At 65.2% G+C, this 18,848-nt stretch carries 15 protein-coding genes; 1 reads left to right on the plus strand and 14 read right to left on the minus strand.

Going from position 1 to position 18,848, the window contains the following annotated elements:
- Window positions 1-154: 154 nt before the first annotated feature.
- Together GR158_RS11185 and GR158_RS11190 are read right to left on the minus strand one after the other, a co-directional pair.
- The gene (locus tag GR158_RS11185; RefSeq protein WP_160871148.1) at window positions 155-1,510 is read right to left on the minus strand and encodes a sigma-54 dependent transcriptional regulator; all 1,356 of its coding nucleotides are present in this window, start codon (window positions 1,508-1,510) and stop codon (window positions 155-157) included.
- Complete coding sequence (locus tag GR158_RS11190) at window positions 1,507-3,348, minus strand: ATP-binding protein (RefSeq protein ID WP_160871149.1); 1,842 nt, start codon at window positions 3,346-3,348, stop codon at window positions 1,507-1,509. The genes GR158_RS11185 and GR158_RS11190 overlap by 4 nt, the downstream gene beginning before the upstream one ends.
- 222 nt (window positions 3,349-3,570) lie before the next feature.
- Between GR158_RS11190 and GR158_RS11195 the strand changes: the two genes are divergently transcribed.
- Window positions 3,571-4,902, plus strand: coding sequence for a dicarboxylate/amino acid:cation symporter (locus GR158_RS11195; protein ID WP_134651016.1), 1,332 nt, complete (start codon window positions 3,571-3,573; stop codon window positions 4,900-4,902).
- Window positions 4,903-4,994: 92 nt separating this feature from the next.
- Here the strand turns inward: GR158_RS11195 and GR158_RS11200 are convergent, their stop codons facing one another.
- The 12 genes from GR158_RS11200 to GR158_RS11255 form a co-directional block, all read right to left on the minus strand.
- Window positions 4,995-5,477 carry an Lrp/AsnC family transcriptional regulator gene (locus GR158_RS11200; protein ID WP_134651015.1) on the minus strand — a complete coding sequence of 161 codons (483 nt, stop codon included), beginning with the start codon at window positions 5,475-5,477 and terminating at the stop codon, window positions 4,995-4,997.
- 134 nt (window positions 5,478-5,611) lie between these two features.
- Window positions 5,612-5,857, minus strand: coding sequence for a hypothetical protein (locus tag GR158_RS11205; protein WP_134651014.1), 246 nt, complete (start codon window positions 5,855-5,857; stop codon window positions 5,612-5,614).
- 465 nt (window positions 5,858-6,322) lie between these two features.
- Window positions 6,323-6,709 (minus strand): DUF983 domain-containing protein, encoded by a 387-nt coding sequence (locus GR158_RS11210; protein WP_134651013.1) that lies wholly within the window; start codon window positions 6,707-6,709, stop codon window positions 6,323-6,325.
- A 101-nt stretch (window positions 6,710-6,810) separates the two neighbouring features.
- Entirely contained in the window at window positions 6,811-8,214 is a 1,404-nt protein-coding gene (locus GR158_RS11215; protein ID WP_160871150.1) for a PLP-dependent aminotransferase family protein, read from the minus strand.
- A 138-nt stretch (window positions 8,215-8,352) separates the two neighbouring features.
- A complete protein-coding gene (locus GR158_RS11220) occupies window positions 8,353-9,726 on the minus strand; it encodes an aspartate aminotransferase family protein (RefSeq protein WP_160871151.1) in 1,374 nt (457 codons plus the stop codon).
- Between the two features lie 144 nt (window positions 9,727-9,870).
- Entirely contained in the window at window positions 9,871-11,367 is a 1,497-nt protein-coding gene (locus GR158_RS11225; RefSeq protein ID WP_160871152.1) for an NAD-dependent succinate-semialdehyde dehydrogenase, read from the minus strand.
- 132 nt (window positions 11,368-11,499) lie between these two features.
- Window positions 11,500-13,113: a GMC family oxidoreductase gene (locus GR158_RS11230; RefSeq protein WP_160871153.1), complete on the minus strand. Its 1,614-nt coding sequence runs from the start codon at window positions 13,111-13,113 to the stop codon at window positions 11,500-11,502.
- Between the two features lie 10 nt (window positions 13,114-13,123).
- Window positions 13,124-14,341, minus strand: a complete 1,218-nt coding sequence (locus GR158_RS11235; RefSeq protein WP_160871154.1) for a mandelate racemase/muconate lactonizing enzyme family protein — start codon at window positions 14,339-14,341, stop codon at window positions 13,124-13,126.
- A gap of 33 nt (window positions 14,342-14,374) precedes the next feature.
- A complete protein-coding gene (aldA, locus tag GR158_RS11240) occupies window positions 14,375-15,799 on the minus strand; it encodes an aldehyde dehydrogenase (protein WP_160871155.1) in 1,425 nt (474 codons plus the stop codon).
- 174 nt (window positions 15,800-15,973) lie between these two features.
- The gene (locus GR158_RS11245) at window positions 15,974-16,873 is read right to left on the minus strand and encodes a LysR substrate-binding domain-containing protein (RefSeq protein ID WP_160871156.1); all 900 of its coding nucleotides are present in this window, start codon (window positions 16,871-16,873) and stop codon (window positions 15,974-15,976) included.
- 84 nt (window positions 16,874-16,957) lie between these two features.
- Entirely contained in the window at window positions 16,958-18,283 is a 1,326-nt protein-coding gene (locus GR158_RS11250; RefSeq protein ID WP_160871157.1) for a GGDEF domain-containing protein, read from the minus strand.
- A 157-nt stretch (window positions 18,284-18,440) separates the two neighbouring features.
- Window positions 18,441-18,659, minus strand: coding sequence for a hypothetical protein (locus GR158_RS11255; protein WP_160871158.1), 219 nt, complete (start codon window positions 18,657-18,659; stop codon window positions 18,441-18,443).
- Window positions 18,660-18,848: the final 189 nt, after the last annotated feature.

An 18,848-nucleotide genomic window follows, 5' to 3' on the forward strand; every position in this document is an offset into this window, starting at 1 on the left:
CGGTGAACTCCGGTTCACCGGAAATACTCTAGATTCCTGTTTTTACCGCATTATCCGACGCCGAAGCGACTTCGCTTCGGCTAGAAATGCTCTAAGCAGTGCCACGAGACGCCCGCTCGCTCCGGCGCTCGGATCGTGCGGCGATGACGATCGCTCAGCCGTCCGTTTTCTGCGTGAAGTCGCGGCGCACGATGCCGTGGCGCTGGAGCTTGTCGTAGAAAGTCTTGCGTGGAATGCCGAGTGCGGCGATCGTCTCCTGCACGTCGCCGCCTTGGGCGGACAGCGTATCGCGAATGATTTGCGCCTCCACCCTCTCCAGCCGTTCGGGAAGTGTGCCACCGTCACCACCGGCAGGCGCGGTCGCCGTCTGCGGCGCGGCGGGTGGCATCATGCCCAGCACGGCGCGTTCTGCGAAATGGGAAAGTTCGCGCACGTTGCCGGGCCAATCGTGCTCGGCCAGATGTTTGAGGATGGCGGCGGACAGCGGCGGGGCTTCACGCTGGAAGCGCCGCGCCGCGCGCTCTGCAAAATAGCTGAACAGCAGCGGAATATCCTCGCGCCGCTCGCGCAGCGGCGGGATCGTCAGCGACACCACATTGAGGCGATAATAGAGATCCTCGCGGAAAGTCTTGCGCTGTTCGGGGTCGGCGAGATCGACCTTGGCGGCCGCAACGATGCGGATATCGACGGGACGCACCTCGTTGGTGCCGAGCGGGGTTACTTCGCGCATCTCCAGAACGCGCAGCATCTGGATCTGCGTCGAAAGCGGCATGCTTTCCAGTTCGTCGAGAAAGAGCGTGCCGCCGCTGGAATGTTCGATGCGGCCGACGCGCTTCTTCTGCGCGCCGGTGAAGGCGCCGGGCTCGTGGCCGAACAGTTCGCTCTCGATGACCTGTTCGGGCAGGGCGCCACAGTTGAGCGCGACGAAATTGCCCTTCGAGCGCCGGCTCCAGCCATGCAGCAGGCGCGCCACCACCTCCTTGCCGCTGCCCGTCTCGCCCGTCACGAGCACGTCGACATCGGTATCGGCGATCTGGCGCAGCGTCTGGCGCAGACGGTCCATCGCCATGGTCTGGCCGATCAGCGGAAAATCATCCTCTGCCTGCCGGGCGGCGTGCTTCAAGCGGCGGTTCTCCATGACCAGGTTGCGCTTTTCGGCGGCGCGATGCACGCACTGGATCAGGCGTTCGGCCGGGAAAGGCTTGGCGATGAAATCGTAGACGCCGTCCTGGATGGCCTTCACCGCCGTCGGGATGTCGCCGTGGCCGGTGACGAGGACCACCGGTATTTCGGCATCGATTGCGCGGATCCGCTCGAAAAGTTGCAGCCCGTCCATGCCCGGCATGCGGATATCGGAGACGACGACGCCGGCAAAGCCGCTGTCTACGGAGCCGAGGGCATCGGTCGCGCGGCCAAGCGGCGTCACGTCGAAGCCGGCCAGTTCCAGCGTCTGCGCGGTCGCGTGCAGCAGCTGCCCGTCGTCGTCGATGAGGAGAACGGGTGTGCTCATGGCGCGGCCTTTCTGAGGTGCACGCGGAATGTGGCACCACGCGTGTCCGTCTCGACCTCCAGCCGGCCGCCGTAATCGGAAACGATGTCCTTGACGATGACGAGACCAAGCCCCAGGCCCGCCTCCTTCGACGTGTTGAAGGGCTCGAACAGGGAGGCGAGGATCGTGTCTGAAAGGCCGGGACCATTGTCTGCAACCGTCAGGGCGATCTCCGTCCCGTTTTCCTCGACGGTAACATCCACCCGGCCGTCCGCCTTTTCCGCAACGGCTTCCAGTGCGTTCTGAAAGAGGTTGATAAACACCTGTTCCAACCGAAGCCGGTTGCCCATGACCTCAAGGCCGGCCGGGAAGGGGGCGATGATCAGACGATCGAGACGGCCGGTGAAGCGGCTGCGCAGCAGCAGGACAGCGCCGTCCAGGGCGGCGCGCAGGTTGACCGGCTCCTCGCCCGAGCGGCCCTTGCGCGCCAACGCCTTCAGGTCTTCCGTGATCGTCGCGATGCGGTCCGTCAGGCCGGCGATATGATCGAGATTTTCCGCCACGGGCTCCGTGCGGCCGCGCCCGAGGAAGACCTTGGCGTTGTCGGCATAGGCGCGGATGGTGGCGAGCGGCTGGTTGATCTCATGCGCCACGCCGGCGGCCACCTGGCCAAGGATGGCAAGCCGGTTGGCCTGCACCAGATCCTGCTGCACGGCCTGCAATTGCGTCTCGGTTCGATGGTGATCGACGATTTCGGCCTCCAGGCGGTCGCGGGCGAGACTGAGGTCACGCGTGCGCTCCACGACCCGGCGCTCGAGCTCCTCGCGCGCCGCCTGGTCGCGTACCGCGCCCGCAAGCGCCGTCTGGCGGCGGCGCAGCCATATCGCGGCGGCAATGGCGGCCACGCCGATGAGGAGCAGGGCCAGCAACTGTGCCTGACGCCTTCCGGCCGCAACCGCCTCCGTCACCGGTACGAGATACTCGAACCGCCAGGGCGTTGTGGCCACGGGTACTGAAATGCGCAGATAGTTCTCGCTTCCGCCGCCCGGTTCGACGACGCGGATGATGTTGTCGTCGGCCGTGGGCATGAAGGGCAGCGGCAAAAGCGGGGCCTCGCCGAACTGAAGGCTCTCGCGGATGGCCGCGAGGTTTTCGGCGGGCAGCGGCTGCGTGGTCATGAAGCGCCAGGACGGGATGCTGGTGATCAGCACCACATGGCCGGGATCGACCACATAGGAGGGGCGCTGCGTTTCATGCCAGTCCTGTTCGAGCTGGTCGAATTCCATTTTGACGACCACGACCCCGAGCGGCGCGGACGGCGGGCCGATCCGGTGCGAGATGTAGAGACCCGGCCGTTTACTGACGGAGCCGAGCGCGAAATGCTCCGCCGTGCCGTCCTGCATCGCGCGGAAGAAATAGGGACGGAACGAATAGTCGTTGCCGACGAAACTCGTCGGTTCGCGCCAGTTGCTGGCCGATATCGTCATGCCGGCCGCATCCATCACATAGATCACCGCGGCACTGGTGCCGGCCACCAGTTCCTCCAGCTTGCGATCAAGCGTGGCGCGGGGCGCAGGATCGGTGGCCGTCAGGGCGTCGGCGAGATCGCGGTCGCGCGAAAGAAGGAAGGGCAGGGCGCGGGGACGCTCCAGCACGGCGCGCAGCAGTGCGACCTTCAGATTGGCATCGGTGCGGCCCTGCTCCTCCAGGCCGGCAAGCGCGGAGGCGCGGCCATAAAGACCGGCGGCATGGAGCGCGCCGATCAATGCAAACAACAGCACGACTGCAAAGGCGAGCCATTGCCGCCGCGCGATGCGCGAAAGCTCTGTCTGGTCGGGGCTCGCCGCAGAAGTTTCCATCGGCCATTTCGAGCACAAATCCGCACAGAGCTCAATGAAATTCGTGCGGATTATCGCACATTGCTGGGCCATCGGTTGCCGATGCAAAAAAATTATTCCTTGATTTCAATGGCATGAAGCTCGGTCCGCGATCTGGCACAGCCCTTGCTGAAGGAATGTCATGTTCAGCAAACCACCCCGGGAAGAGCCGGTTTTCCGGTTGGGGTGTCACAGGAGGAAATCATGCAGATCTCGGCTGTCGATACGCATCCGCGCACACCTCTCCCATTTTATCGTCATCTGTATTTCCAGGTGATCGTCGCCATCGTCGCCGGCATGCTCGTCGGCCACTTCTATCCGGATTTCGGCGCCAGCCTGAAGCCGCTCGGCGATGCCTTCATCCGTCTCGTCAAGATGATCATCGCACCGGTGATCTTCCTGACGGTCGCCACCGGTATCGCGGGCATGTCGGACCTCAAAAAGGTCGGGCGCGTCGCCGGCAAGGCGATGATCTACTTCCTCACCTTTTCCACTCTGGCGCTCGCCGTGGGCATGCTCGTCGCGAATGTCGTGCAGCCGGGTGCGGGCATGAATATCGATCCGGCCACGCTCGATGCCAATGCGGTGGCGACCTACGCCACCAAGGCGCATGAATCGACCATCACCGGCTTCCTGATGAACATCATCCCGCAGACCATCGTCGGCGCCTTCGCCGAAGGGGATATCCTGCAGGTTCTGTTCTTCTCGGTGCTGTTCGGCGTCGCGCTCGGCATGGTGGGCGACCAGGGCAAGCCGGTCGTCGACTTCCTCCAGTCGCTGACCAGCCCGATCTTCCGCCTGGTCGCCATCCTGATGAAGGCTGCGCCCATCGGCGCCTTCGGGGCCATGGCCTTCACCATCGGCAAATACGGCATCGGCTCGGTGGCCAATCTCGCCTTCCTGATCGCCACCTTCTACATCACGTCGTTCCTCTTCGTCTTCGTCGTGCTGGGTGCGGTCGCGCGCTACAACGGCTTCTCCATCATCGCGCTCATCCGCTACATCAAGGAAGAGCTGCTGCTCGTGCTGGGCACGTCGTCCTCCGAGGCGGCGCTTCCCGGCCTGATGCAGAAGATGGAAAAGGCCGGCTGCAAGCGCTCGGTCGTCGGCCTCGTCATCCCGACGGGCTACTCCTTCAACCTCGACGGCACCAATATCTACATGACGCTGGCGGCCCTGTTCATCGCGCAGGCGGTGGGTATCCAGCTGTCCTTCGCCGATCAGGTCCTGCTTCTGCTCGTCGCCATGCTGAGCTCCAAGGGTGCTGCCGGCATCACCGGCGCCGGCTTCATCACGCTCGCCGCAACGCTGTCGGTCGTTCCCTCCGTGCCGGTCGCCGGCATGGCGCTGATCCTCGGCATCGACCGCTTCATGTCGGAATGCCGCGCGCTCACCAACTTCGTCGGCAACGCAGTCGCGACCATCGTCGTGGCCCGTTGGGAAAACGAGCTTGACGTTGAGCGTCTCAACGAAGCGCTGAACGGCAATGCCCTTCCGCTGCCCGAAGAGGTTCCGGTGCTCCAGCCGGCCGAATAAGCCGCACACCATCGTATGGTCCCGCCAAGGCGGGGCCGTAGCGCCCGGGCCCTGCGCCCGGGCGTTCTGCTTTCAGGCGTTTGCCCTGCGTTTCAGTCGCGCGCGGGCAGGAGGGTGGCGAGCGGCAGCACCGTTTCCTCCTTCACCGTCTTGGTGACGATGTAGGTGAAATAGCGGTCGATGCCGAGTTCGCGGTCCAGCAGGCCGTCGACCAGCCGCTGATAGGCGTCGATATCGGGGGCCATGATACGCAGGATGTAATCCACGCCGCCGCCGACGGACCAGCAGGCCACGATTTCCGGCGTGGCGGCGACGGCGCGCTCGAAGCGTTCGAAATCCGCCTGCCGGTGATTTGCCAGCGTCACTTCCATCATGACGCTCGCCACCGGCGCGACACGCCGCACGGCAACGCGCGCATGATAGCCGGTGACGATGCCGGCCTTCTCAAGCTTGCGCAGCCGCAGCCAGCAGGGCGTGGGAGACAGGCCCGCCTTCTCCGCCAACGCCAGCTTGGTGATGCGCCCGTTCTCCTGGATGGCTTCCAGGATGCGCAGGTCGATGGCGTCGAGTTTCATGCGGGGCGCTCTCCGGGCGGCGTCAGATCGGTGGCGACCTGCTATATCCGAATTGCAGCGGCCGGCCTATCTCTCCCGTGCCGCGTCGTACAAGCTCTCCACCATATCCGGTCCGCCCGGGCTCGGGATCAGGCTCAGGATATGGCGGCAGGCACGGGCATGTCGGCGGGAGTGATCCAGACGCGCCCGTCGAAGGCGAGTTCGCCGTCCGCGAGCTTGCGGCTGGCAATGGCCTCGATAAGGCCGAGCTTGGTGGTGACGTCGCCGATCGTGCCGTCATCGACGATGCAGACCGCCTGGCACCTGCGCTCGTCGCGCATGACGAGGAGCGTGTGCTGGCCATCCTGCCTCATCTTGCCCGGCATCGTCATCAGTGTCATTCGGCGTCTCCTTCCGTTCGGATATCGAGCCCCAGATCGGCGAGGGTCCGGCAGTTTGGTTAACAAATGGTTAACATGGCCGTCTTGACGCCCGGCGGAGCCGGCAGCCGCGTGGTAATGCGCCCGCCGTTGTTTCGCTCCAGAGCTTACGGGCCAGAGCTTACGGGCATTGCCTATCCGCCCGCGAGGCATGCGGTTTGCATTGGGGCGGTGAACGGAAAAGAACGTTCCGAAAAGAAGTCTATAAAAGAGATGGAATTTGTGTTGCCGCATTGGGGGCAGCATGGACCGACGCAGCATCAGCCACGGTCGTGCCAAACAGCGGCTGCGACGCATGAACAGAACGGCAAATAGGGGGCAGGACAGCCGTCAGGCGTCTGAGGTCGGCGGACCGTGACCGCATGCGCGGCTTCACGGCAGGACCGGACGGTCGCACCGGCATGGCCGGCACGACACAGGGTTGGGTCAGGTGTTCTCGGACCTGCGTACGAGCTGGCCCTGTTCGGCCTTGTAGAAATATTGGCTCGCGACGAGCCATCCCTTGAGCGGGCGCAAAGGCGGGATACAGGTGAGCAGCATGAAGGGGCCGGTCACAAAGAGCTGCGTCAACAGCGACGCATTGTAATTCACCTCCAGCCACACGGCGAGGGCCGCGCTCGGGATACAGGCAAAGATCATGACGAAGAAGGCCGGGCCATCGGCGGGATCGGCGAAGGCGTAATCAAGCCCACAGGCCTCGCAGCGCGGCGCCATCTTGAGGAAACCCTTGAACAGGTGACCCTGGCCGCAGCGCGGACACCGGCCGCGAATGCCCGTTTGGAGGGGCGGAAGTGCGGGATAGGTCTCACTCATGACACATGCCTTTTCGTAACCGTTCAATCCTGTCATTCAATGCAGTCATATAGATGTGCGTATCCTGTCAATCTGTCGATTAGACATGATGACGCAGGTCGTCAGAAGAAGGAGCCGGCCATTTCCGGCGGCCCTTCCAGCGCATGCGCCATGAATTCCAGCGCGGATTGCAGCTGCGCGCGCGGGATGGGCCCGCCGAGGCAGACGCGCACGGCTTCGGGCGGCGTGCCATCCACGGTGAAGGCGTCGCTTGCGACCACGCCCAAGCCGCAGCTGCGCATATGGGCGCTGAAGATGGAACGGGTCCAGCCATGCGGCAGCGGCAACCATATGTTGAAGCTGACGGCGTCAGCGCTGTAGCTTCCGGCAGGCAGCAGCCCGGCGACGATTTCCTGCCGCGCGGCGGCTTCCGCGCGCAGGAAGGCGAGGATCGCGTCCGCCGTGCCGTCGCCGATCCAGCGGGTGGGGAGCGCCGTTGTCAGCGGCGAGGCCATGACATTGCCGCTGCGCATGGCGCCCGCGAAGGACCAGAGGGAACGGCTGTCATCGGGTGCCGCAACGTAGGCAACGCGCAGTCCAGCGCCGATGCATTTTGAAAGCCCGCCGATATACCAGGTCAGCTCGGGGGCGAGCGAGGCCAGCGCCGCCGGCCCCCGTGTCGGCAGGAAGCCATAGGCGTCGTCCTCGATTACGGGCACCCGGTAATGCCGTGCGATGTCCACGATCGCCTGCCGCCGGGCTTGCGACATGGTCAACGTCAGCGGGTTTTGCAGGGTCGGATTGAGATACAGCGCTCTCGGTTGCTCGCGTTTGCAGGCATCGACGAAGGCATCGGGCAGGATGCCATCCGCGTCCATCGGCAGGCCGCAAATCCTGAGCCGCAGTTGCGCGGCGATGGAGCGCAGGCCCGGATAGGTGATGTTTTCCGAAAGCACCGTCTCGCCCGGCTTCGCGAGTATTGAAAGGATAGCCAGCAGGGCCGGGTGCGCGCCCGGCGTGACGAAGATGCGCTCGGCCGGCGCGCGCACGTCGCGGCGTCCAAGCCAGGACGCGGCCGCCTCCTTGTCCATCGCGGCGCCGCCGAAACCCTGGTAGCGCAGGAGCGGCAGAAGATCGGCGGAAACGGTGGCAAGGCCTTCGCGCATGCGCGCGATGAGCGCCGGGTCGTCCGGCTCGGGCGGCATGTTCATGGAGAGGTCGAGGACCGCGGCGCGGCGGTCGTCGGGAGGCGTCGCGACCGGCGGGTTCGCCCTCGGGCTCTCGATGCCGGAGACGAAAGTGCCGCGGCCGACATGGGACTGGACGAGCCCGCGCTTTTGCGCCTCCACATAGCCGCGCGCCACGGTGGTGACGTCGATGGCGAGCCGGCGGGCGAGATCGCGGTGGGTCGGCAGCTTGTCACCGGGCGAAAGCTGGCCGCTTTTCAGGTCCAGTTCGATCAGGTCGGCGATCGCCATGTAGAGGGGACTGCTGCTCCGACCGAGATCGGGATGCCAGGTCTTCATGTCACAGGTTCCAGTCAAACGGGTATTGACTGTATATTGCCTGTATGTCCGCCTGTCATCAGGAGAATGCGCCGTAGCGGCTTTCTTTTATCCTCAAGGAGCGAGGGCCGCCGGATGACGGCCCTCGTTTCTGTCGCGTCAGCCGAGCACGGCCTTCACCGCGTCGGCGGTCGCCTTCACGACGATATCGGCCTCGTCCTTCGTCAGGCAAAGCGGGGGCGCAAAGCCGAGGATATCGCCTTGCGGCATGGCGCGGCCGATGACGCCGCGCTCGAGAAGCGCGGCCGAGACCTGTGGTCCGATCTTCTTCGCAGGATCGAAGAAGACGCGGTCGTCCCGGTCCTCGACGAATTCGACTGCCGCCATCAGGCCATCGCCGCGCACGTCGCCGACATGCTTGTGGCCGCTCACGGCCTTGGCGAGTTCGCTGCGGAAATAGGCGCCGACGGTTCCGGCGTTCTCGACGAGGCCGAGTTCATCGACCAGCTCGAGATTGGCGACGCCGGCCGCTGCGCAGATCGGATGCGACGAGTAGGTCCAGCCATGGCCGATCGGGCCGAGCTCGTCGGAACCCTTGACGAGGACCTCCCAGACCTTATCCGAAACGATGGTGCCGGAGAGCGGCGCATAGGCGGAGGTGAGACCCTTGGCGATGGTGATCAGCGCCGGCTTCATGCCGTAATGATCCGAGCCGAACATCGTGCCGAGACGACCGAAGCCCGTCACGACCTCGTCGGCGACCAGGAGGATGTCGTACTTGTCGAGCACGGCCTGGATCTTCTGCCAGTAGCCCTTCGGCGGCGGGACGATGCCGCCCGTGCCGAGGATCGGCTCACCGATGAAGGCCGCCACGGTGTCCGGCCCCTCGGCCAGGATCATTTCCTCCAGCTTGTCGGCGCAGTATTGCGCGAACTGCTCCTCGTCCATCGAGCGGTCCGGCCGGCGATAGAAATAGGGAGCCTCCGTGTGCAGAACGGGTGCGCGCGGCAGGTCGAAGGCATTATGGAAGACGCTGAGGCCGGTCAGCGAGCCGGTCATGACGCCGGAGCCGTGATAGCCGCGCCAGCGGGAAATGATCTTCTTCTTCTCGGGGCGGCCGAGAATGTTGTTGTAGTACCAGATGAGCTTGATGTTGGTTTCATTGGCGTCCGAGCCGGACAGGCCGAAATAGACACGGCTCATGCCCTCGGGCGCGCGGTCGATGATCATCTTGGCAAGCGTGATCGACGCTTCCGTGCCGTGGCCGACATAGGCGTGGTAATAGGCGAGGTTCTTGGCCTGCTCGGCGATCGCGTCGGCGATCTTCTGGCGACCGTAGCCGACATTCACGCAATAGAGGCCGGCAAAGGCATCCAGGCTGGTCTTGCCGCTGGTATCGGTGATGTAGACGCCTTCGCCGCCGCCGATGACGCGGGTCGGCGTTTCGCCGCGCGCATGCATGCCCATATGGGTGGAGGGATGGAAGAAGTGATCCCGGTCCCAGGCGGTCAGTTCATTGCGTTGGTCCAGCATGGTCTTTCCTTTCGAAGTCGTTGTTTCAAACGTTGCACTCTTCCTCCGTCATCCTCGGGCTTGACCCGAGGATCCACAACCCGGGCGGCGCATAGATCCTCGGGTCAAGCCCGAGGATGACGACCGAGAAATTGAAGCCCGGGATCAGGCAGCCGTGTCGATGCAGAGATATTTCAGTTCGGTGAAGGCCTCCATGCCGTGGCGCGAGCCTTCGCGGCCGAGGCCGGATTGTTTCCAGCCGCCGAAGGGGATCGGGCCGCCGGTGATCTTCACGCGGTTGATCGCCACCATGCCGTATTCCAGCGCGCGGGCAAGCCGCATCTGGCGGGCGCCGTTTTCGGTCACGACATAGGCGACGAGGCCATATTCGGTGTCGTTGGCGCGCGCCACCACCTCCGCCTCGCTGTCGAAGACGCTGATGCCGGCGACCGGGCCGAAGGTTTCTTCGCGCATGATCAGCGCGTCGTCCGTCACACCGGCCAGGAGTGTCGGCGTGTAGAACAGCGGGCCGGCCGGGTGGCGGCTGCCGCCTGTCAGCAGCGTCGCGCCGCGCGCGACAGCGTCGGCCACCTGTTCCTCCACCTTGGCGACGGCGCGTTCGTGCATCAGCGGGCCGATCTCGACACCGTCCTCCAGCCCGCCGCCGACCTTCAGCGCTTCGATGCGGGCCTTGAAGGCGGCCGTGAAGGCGGCAAGCACTGGGCGCTCGACATAGATGCGGTTGGCGGCGAGGCAATCCTGCCCGGAGGTCGCGAATTTCGCGTTGATCGCGATATCGGCGGCCTTGTCGATATCGGCGTCGGCGAAGATGACCAGCGGCGCGTGGCCGCCGAGTTCCATGACGAGCCGCTTCATGGTGGGTGCGCACTGGCCGGCGATCAGCTTGCCGATTTCCGTCGAGCCGGTGAAGCTGAGAGCACGCACGCGGGCATCGGCATTCATCCGCCCGACGATGGTCGCGGCGTCGCCCGTTACGACATTGAAGACGCCGGCGGGAAGGCCGGCCCGCTCGCCGAGTTCGGCAAGCGCGAGCGCGGAGAGCGGGGTTTCACGGGATGGGTGGGCGACGACGGTGCAGCCGGCAGCAAGCGCTGCCGCGGCCTTGCGCGTCACCATGGCGGACGGGAAATTCCACGGCGTGACGATGCCGGCGACGCCGAGCGCCTCGCGGCGCACGATCATCTCGGCGCCGGGAAGGTGGCTGGTGACGCTTTCGGCGTTGAGGCGCTTTCCGTCCTCGGCATACCACTCGATGAAGGACGCCGCATAGTCGATCTCACCGCGGGATTCGGCCAGCGGCTTGCCCTGTTCCAGCGTCATCAGCAGCGCGAGGTCCTCGCGGGCCTCCAGCATCAGGTCGTGCCATTTGCGCAGAATTTTCGCACGCTCCTGCGGCAACCGGTCCCGCCATGCCGGGAAGGCGCTGCTTGCGGCGGCAATCGCCTGATCCGCCTGCGCGCCGTCGAGCGCCGCGACCCAGCCGAGCGTCGTGCCCGAGCCGGGGTCCGTCACCGCAAAGCTTGCGCCATCACGCCCCGCCACCCAGCGGCCATCGACATAGGCGAGGCTGCGCAACAAATGTGGATCGGCAAGCCGGGCAAGGGCTTCGTGAAAAGCGGGACGGGCGAATGTGGCGGTCATGAAGGCCTCCTCTGATGTGCCGAAAGTCTGCCAGAGGATGGCGGTCAAATTGTCTATTGGGTGGGCTGGCAGCAGAGACTTGGGCCAAATGCGTCTCGGCGTGTAGACAATCTCTCTACCCGATGGTGTCGCTTAGCGTGCCTCTTCAAGGATCATCGCGGCGCCCTTTTCCGCCACCATCATGGTCGGCGCGTTGATGTTGCCGGCGGTGATGTTGGGAAAGATCGAGGCGTCGACAACGCGCAGGCCCGCCACGCCATTCACCCGTAGCCTGCTGTCGACGACCGCCGTGCCGGCATCCGGGCCCATCGCGCAGGTGCCGCACGGATGGTAGATCGAACCGGCATTGTCGCGGAAATAGGCCAGCAGCGCCGCGTCGCCATCAACTGTGGGTCCGGGAGACACTTCCTCCGATGTCACGGCGGCGAGCGCGGCCTGCGCCGCGATCCGCCGCACCAGCCGGTTGCCCTGCAACACGTCCGCAATATCCCTGTCGGTGGAGAGATAGTTGGGCCGGATCGCCGGCGCGACATGCGGCTCGGCAGAGGTGATCGTCACACTGCCGCGGCTTTGCGGCCGGCAGGCATTGAAGCAGATCAGGTAGCCGGGATAGGGCTCGGGCATCAGCCCTGCCTTCGGCTCGGCTGGAATGCGGTAGGAGAGAGGGTTGAAATAGAGCTGGATGTTCGGCGCTGCCTCGTCCGGCGCGCCGCGAAAGAAACCGCCCGCCTGGTTGACGCTCATCGCAAACGGACCCTTGCGGGTCAGAAGATATTGCAGCCCGAGCCGCGCCTGGCCGAACAGGCTGGCGAATGCGCCGTTCAGCGTCGGGATCGTCGCGCGGTAATAGTAGCTGGCGCACAGATGGTCCTGAAGGTTTTGGCCCACGGCGGGCAGATGCCGGCGCACGGCAATGCCGAGATCCTTCAGCCGGTCGCCGTCGCCAAGGCCGGAAAGCTGCATGATCTGCGGGCTGCCGATGGCGCCGGCTGCCAGCACCACCTCGCGACGGGCGGTAAAGCGGCGCTTCACACCGTTTTGGACAACCTCGATGCCGCTGACGCGGCCGTCTTGCGCAAAGGTCAGCCGCTCCACCAGCGCGTCCCGTTCAATCGCCAGATTGGCACGGTCGAGTGCCGGGCGCAGATATTCCGCACTGGAATGGGAGCGCCGCCCGTTGTTCGTGTTGATATCGTAGACGCCCGCGCCCTCGATGTCCGCGCCGTTGAAATCCGCGTTCATGGGCAGGCCGAGCGCGCGGCAGCTCTCGAGAAAGGCGTCGGTGATCGGATGCGTCATGCCGCGCATCGGCGTGACATGGATCGGTCCGTCGGCGCCATGCCACTCGGACGCCCCGCCGGCATGGCTTTCGAGTTGACGAAAATAGGGCAGGACGTCGTCATGCCCCCAGCCGGGATTTCCCGCGCGGGCCCAATCGTCGAAATCCGCTTTCGCCCCGCGCACGAAGATCATGGCGTTGATCGAGCCCGACCCACCCTGCACCTTGCCGCGCGGCACGTAGACACGCCGGCCGTTCAGTGCGCCTTCCGGCTCGCTCTGGTACATCCAGTTGACGCGCGGATCGTAATAGCTGCGCGCATAGCCGACGGGGATCTGGAACCAGAAGGAACGGTCGCTGCCACCGGCCTCGACCACGAGCACGGAATGCCGGCCGTCCTGGCTGAGACGGCTCGCCAGGATGCATCCCGCAGATCCGGCACCGACGACGATGTAGTCGTATTGCATGGCCGCGCCCTCAGCCCCGCGCCGGGGCAAGCGCCTTCACGTCGGCAGGCTCGCTTGCCATCTGCAGGTGAAGGCGTGCACCGGTATAGGGCGAGTGGCGCTCCACCACGTCGAGATCGAGTTCGACGCCAAGGCCGGGCTCGCGCGACGGAATGATGTAACCGTCCTCCACGCAGAGCTTCGTCTTCAGGATCTCGGCGTGGAAGCCCGAGAAATCCACGATGGCCTCGTGGATAAGGAAGTTCGGGGTCGCTGCCGAAAGCTGGATGCTGGCGGCCGCGCCGACGGGGCCGTTGTAGAGGTGGGGCGCGATCTGCGCGTATTGCGCCTCCGCCATGCCCGCGATCTTCTTGGCTTCCAGCAGGCCGCCGACACGCGCCACGTTCATCTGAAGGATCGAGGCGGCCTTCTCCTCAAGAACGCGCTGGAATTCGTACTTCGTCGTCAGCCGCTCGCCGGTCGAGATCGGGATGGAGGTCGCCCGCGCGACCTCCGCCATCGCGGCCTCCTGGCCGGGCGGCACCGGTTCCTCGAACCAGAGCGGATCGTATTTCTCCAGACGCCGGGCGAGGCGGATCGCCGAGGAGGGCACCATCTGGCCATGTGTGCCGAACAGGATGTCGGCGCGCGAGCCGATGGCGTCGCGGATCTTGCGGCAGAACGCCTCGCAGCGGTCCATCACGGCGAGCGAGATCTGATGGCCGGAGTAATCCGTATAGGGGCCGGCCGGGTCGAACTTGACGGCGGTGAAGCCCATCTCGACCATCTTCACCGCATAGTCGGCGGCAAGGTCCGGGTCGTTGTAATCGTATTCGCCGGCCGCATTGACGGGATAGAGATAGGTATAGGCGCGCAACTTCTCATGCACCGTGCCGCCGAGCAGGTCGCAGACCGGCCGGCCGGCGGCCTTGCCGATAATATCCCAGCAGGCGATCTCCAATCCGGAGATGATGCCCATCATGGTGGGGTCGGGGCGCTGGGTGAAGCCGCTGGAATAGGCCGCTCGCCAGAAGCGCTCGATCCGGTGCGGATCATGGCCCAGCAGGTAGCGCTCGAAGACGTCGTCGATCAGCGCCGTCATCGCGGCCGGATGAAAGGCGGTGGCGTAGATTTCGCCCACGCCCTCGATGCCGCATTCGGTGCGCAGCCGCACGAAGATCCAGTACATGCCGCCGATATGCGGCGGCGGCACCGCGACGATATGGGTCGTGAGAGAGGCGATCTTCATGGTTTCCCCCGTCTTCGTGAAATCGATGGGCGCTCAGTGCTTGAACACGACAAGCCGTGTTTGCGTGAATTCCAGCATGCCGTGCTTGCCGTCGTCGCCGCCAAGGCCGGATTTCTTCCAGCCGGCATGGAAGCCCTGATAGGGATCGGCGGGCAGGCGGTTGATATAGAGTTCGCCGGCCTCGACGGTCGCTGCGGCACGCATGGCCTTGCGATAGCTTTCGGTGAAGAGCACGGCGCTGAGGCCATATTGATGGTCGTTCGCCAGCGCCAGCGCCTCCTCGAAGGCGGCATAGCGCAGCACGGCGAGAACCGGGCCGAACACCTCCTCGCGCACGATTTCCATATCCTGCCGGCAGTCGGAAAGCAGCGTGGGCGGATAGAAGAAACCCGCGCCTTCGGGCAGGAAGCCACCAACTTCGACGCGGGCGCCCGTGGCTCGCGCGCGCTCCACCATGGCATGGACGCGCTGTCGGGCGGCGTCACTGACGAGCGGGCCCATGCGCGCGGCATCCTCCGCACGGTCGCCGAAAGTCCGCGCGGCGAAGGCCTCCTTCAGCCTCGCGAGCAGACGGTCATGCACCGCCTCGTGCACATAGAGCCGTTCCGGACTGGTGCAGACCTGGCCGCAATGGTTCGTCTTGGCTGCGACGATCATCGCCGCCACCGCGTCGATATCGGCGTCGGGCTCGACGATGACAGGCGTCTTGCCGCCCAGTTCCAGCGAGGGCTTGGCGATGTTTTCCTTGCAGTAATCGAGGACAACCTGCCCCGCGGCCACGCTGCCGGTCAACGTGATCATGCCCACGGCCGGATGGGTGCAGAGCGCACGGGCGGTATCGTGGTTCATGGCGAGAATGCTGACGAGCCCCTCCGGCAGACCCGCCGCCTGCACCGCCTCCGCAAAGACCAGGGCGGAGAGGGGCGTGTTGTTGCTCGGCCGCACGAGGACCGCATTGCCGGCAATCAGCGCGGGCGCGATCTTCCGCACCAGCGTATAGATCGGATAGTTGAACGGGATGAGGCAGGCGACGACGCCGATGGGCTCGCGACGCAGCATGAGCGTCTCGTCTGGATTGTCGCTCTCGATGACCTCGCCCTCGATGCGCCGCGCCCATTCGGCGTGGTAGCGCAGCAGTTCGACGCCGTAGGTCACTTCGCCGGTCGCATCGTCAAGGCTCTTGCCGGATTCGGCGGCGAGTGCCGCGCCGATCTCGCTGGCCCGGGCGGTCAGCGCATCGGCCAGCCGGCGTAAGGCGTCGCCGCGCGCGATGGCGGGCAGGGCGCGCCATGCGGGCTGTACCCGCCGGGCGGCGATGGCAGCGGAAAGCGCCTCCGCCTCGCTTGTGGCCGGCAGGGTGGCGATGACCTCGCCCGTGGCGGGATTGCGCACGGAAATCTCTTCGGACGAGGCGGCCCGCTCGAAGCGGCCGGCAATGAAGTTGCGGAATTCGCGCATGTGTCCCATCTCGGCTGGCGCCCTCTTCGCTGGAGGATGGCCGGGAGAGGATGAGCGAGCGGCGCACGACGCCTCTCCCCGCGCCAGTCCGCCGGGCAAGTGTCGCGGGGGTGGTGGAAATGCGCAAACGAGGAATTTTCGGGTGAGGTATTCCGCCGGGGAATGCTCGAGGCCTCAGCCGGCCCGCCCGGCTTGCGCGAAGAGCCAGGTCCGGAATGCGGCGAGTGCGGGTGAGACCACGGCACGGGGACGGGTGACGAGCCAGTAGGATTCATGGCCGTCGACGGCGATATCGAAGAGCTGGCGCAGCGTGCCGGCAGCCAGATCGGCGGCCACCATGGAGCGGTCGGCGATGGTGACGCCGAGGCCCGCGCGCGCCGCCTCGATTGCGAGGTCGAGCACGTCGAATTCAAGGCCGTGGCTGGTGTCGAGTTCGGGAAAGCCGGCTGCGTCCAGCCAGTGCCGCCAGGTGAGATAGCGCTGGTCGGGGGCAGCCAGCACATGCAGGAAGGTGAATTGCGCAAGGTCGGCGGGTGTGGCAAGCGGCCTGCCGTCGACAAGTCCGGGCGCAGCGACGGCGATATGTTCCTCGCTGATCAGCAGGCTGGCATCGAGCGTGGGCCACTCGCCGTCGCCGAAGCGGATGGCACAATCAAGAAGACCGCGCTCCGCAAGGCTGTCTGCGGCCTCGGTACCGATGCTGAGATCGATGTCGGGCAGGGTGCGCCTGAGATCGGCAAGCCGCGGCATCAGCCAGCGCCGGGCGAATGTCGCGGGAACGTTGATGCGCAGCCGGTTGCGGTTCTGCTTGTCGGCAATGCCGCGCAGTGATGTCTCGATATCGTGGAATGCCTGCTGCACGGTTTCGAGCAAGGCGGCGCCGGCCGGCGTCAGCTCAAGGCGGTGATGGCGCCGGATGATCAGCGGCTCGCGGATATCGTCTTCCAGGCTCTTGATCTGCTTGCTGACGGCGCTCTGCGTCAGGTTCAGCCGTTCGGCGGCCCGCGTGAAGCTGCGGGTCTGGCCAACCACTTCGAAAACCTTCATGGCCGACAGGCCGGGAAGTTTGCGCATCGTCCTCTCATGCGACATTGGAACTCGCCGGTATCATACGCCAAGTCGGCGCACGGCATAGCGAAATGGGCGGCTGGCGGCCGGTTAGGGGGCTTTCCACATGATGACGCGGTCGCGCCCGGCTTCCTTCGCCATGTAGAGCGCGTTGTCGGCCCGTGAAATACCGGCTTCCAGGCTTGTCTCGGGGTCGCACAGCACGGCACCGATGCTGACGGTAATGGCAAGGTCGTGGTGATCGATCCGGAAGGGCGTGGAGCCGACGGCAGAGCGGAGCCTTTCCGCCGCGTCGGCGATTGCGGCGCCATCCGGCCGCCGCAGGAGCACGGCGAATTCCTCGCCGCCCATGCGTCCAAAACGATCCCGCGGCTCCAACGCGTCGAGGCAGCGCCTGGTGAAGTCCACCAGCACGCGGTCGCCCACGCTGTGGCCATAGCGGTCGTTGATCGACTTGAAGTGGTCGATGTCGAGCATCAGGAAGGCACAGGCGGCGCTGCGATTTTCGCTCTCGGCTTGCAGGCGCGCGGCCTCGTCCATCAGGCGGCGACGGTTCATGGCACCCGTCAGGGCGTCTGTCTCGGCAAGCCTCTTCAGCTCGCGTGCGGCGGCGCGCTCCTGCGTCACGTCGATATAGAGATTGATGTTGAAATTGCCGATCGTGCGGTGGCGGAACTGGATCGTCCGCGTCCGGCCGGTTGCCGTGGCAACATCGAGGTCGAAAGGTGTCATCTCCCGCTGCTCGGCGCGGGCGGCGGCAATGGAATCGTACCACTGTTTGCGGGCGTAGGCGCGGTACTCGGGATCGGGATAGGCGACGCGCCACCAGTCCTCGATGTCGGAGATGTCGTCCTGCGAGAAGCCGAACAGCTCCTTGAAAGTGGAGTTCGCGAACTGAATCTGGTCGTCGGAGCTGGCGATCTCGAAACCGAAAGGCAGCCAGTTGAGCATGGACAGCATGTTGTCCTGCCATCCGGCGAGCGTGACCGAGCCCTGGGGCGGCGCGTCCATGAAGGTGAAGAGGCGAAGCGTCTCGTCCTCCACCGCGATCTTCGTGACCTGCACCATGAGCGAGCGCTCCTGGCCCTGCACCTGTGCCGGGATAATGAACGGCTCGCCGGGCGTTCCCACGGGCGCGACGTTCCAGATCTGGCCGAGCATCATGGTGGCTTCCGGCCCGACAAGTTCTTCCATTTGACAGTGGTTGAAGGCTTCCAGGCCGCGGCCGAAGAGGATCGCAGCGTTGCGGTTGGCCTGACGAACGGTCAGGTCTTGCATCTCGACGAGCACCAGGGGCGCGCCAACGCAGTTCATCCAGAAATCGACATCCTGGCGGGAACGGCCATGCGCAGGAATGCCCACGGCTTCCGTCTCCTGTGGGAGCGCGCTTTTCACTGCGATTTCGGGCATTCTCATGCGCTCGCTTCTCGCCTCGGACAGCGGTTTCATTCCGCGTGAGCTGCAAATATGCGCGAGCCGAATTAATGCAGAATTAATAGGGTCGGCGCGGTCACACGAGAGGGAGCGCCCAAGCGGCGACGATGAGACGAGGCAGAGCGGCAGCCGCTCTATCCTACTGTTCCGTCAGGCCGTCGAAGACTTCCAGGAGCGCATCGACGATGGCCTGGCCGAGCGCGTTCGCTGACGTGGCAATCTCTTCGTCGCCGTGATCCCGGGTGGCGACCGCGAGGTTGCCGCCCTGTTCGGCGACAATCGCCTTCGCTCGCTCGATAGCCCAAATGGCAAAATCGCCGCGGCTGGCGATCGTCATCGTCTCGGTCGTCTCATCCATGGCGCTCACTTCTGATAAGCATAGCACGGCGGCTCGTTGCTCTCTCGATGAGTTGAGCCATATCGCTTGGCGGGGACGAGGGAAACCATTTTCAGCAGATTACCGACCGTCTCCCCGCTCGGGAGCAGGCATGATGCGGTTGGATGAGCGTCTCCAGCCCGGCGAAAAACCGCCGGGCGTTCCGTTGAA

The organism is Shinella sp. AETb1-6 (assembly GCF_009826875.1).
GTDB classification, from domain to species: Bacteria; Pseudomonadota; Alphaproteobacteria; order Rhizobiales; family Rhizobiaceae; genus Shinella; species Shinella sumterensis.

Coding starts and splice junctions, on each gene's coding strand:
- GR158_RS11185 (WP_160871148.1), bottom strand. CDS start 1,510: ATGAGCACACCCGTTCTCCTCATCGACGACGACGGGCAGCTGCTGCAC.
- GR158_RS11190 (WP_160871149.1), bottom strand. CDS start 3,348: ATGGAAACTTCTGCGGCGAGCCCCGACCAGACAGAGCTTTCGCGCATC.
- GR158_RS11195 (WP_134651016.1), top strand. CDS start 3,571: ATGCAGATCTCGGCTGTCGATACGCATCCGCGCACACCTCTCCCATTT.
- GR158_RS11200 (WP_134651015.1), bottom strand. CDS start 5,477: ATGAAACTCGACGCCATCGACCTGCGCATCCTGGAAGCCATCCAGGAG.
- GR158_RS11205 (WP_134651014.1), bottom strand. CDS start 5,857: ATGACACTGATGACGATGCCGGGCAAGATGAGGCAGGATGGCCAGCAC.
- GR158_RS11210 (WP_134651013.1), bottom strand. CDS start 6,709: ATGAGTGAGACCTATCCCGCACTTCCGCCCCTCCAAACGGGCATTCGC.
- GR158_RS11215 (WP_160871150.1), bottom strand. CDS start 8,214: ATGAAGACCTGGCATCCCGATCTCGGTCGGAGCAGCAGTCCCCTCTAC.
- GR158_RS11220 (WP_160871151.1), bottom strand. CDS start 9,726: ATGCTGGACCAACGCAATGAACTGACCGCCTGGGACCGGGATCACTTC.
- GR158_RS11225 (WP_160871152.1), bottom strand. CDS start 11,367: ATGACCGCCACATTCGCCCGTCCCGCTTTTCACGAAGCCCTTGCCCGG.
- GR158_RS11230 (WP_160871153.1), bottom strand. CDS start 13,113: ATGCAATACGACTACATCGTCGTCGGTGCCGGATCTGCGGGATGCATC.
- GR158_RS11235 (WP_160871154.1), bottom strand. CDS start 14,341: ATGAAGATCGCCTCTCTCACGACCCATATCGTCGCGGTGCCGCCGCCG.
- aldA (WP_160871155.1), bottom strand. CDS start 15,799: ATGCGCGAATTCCGCAACTTCATTGCCGGCCGCTTCGAGCGGGCCGCC.
- GR158_RS11245 (WP_160871156.1), bottom strand. CDS start 16,873: ATGCGCAAACTTCCCGGCCTGTCGGCCATGAAGGTTTTCGAAGTGGTT.
- GR158_RS11250 (WP_160871157.1), bottom strand. CDS start 18,283: ATGAGAATGCCCGAAATCGCAGTGAAAAGCGCGCTCCCACAGGAGACG.
- GR158_RS11255 (WP_160871158.1), bottom strand. CDS start 18,659: ATGGATGAGACGACCGAGACGATGACGATCGCCAGCCGCGGCGATTTT.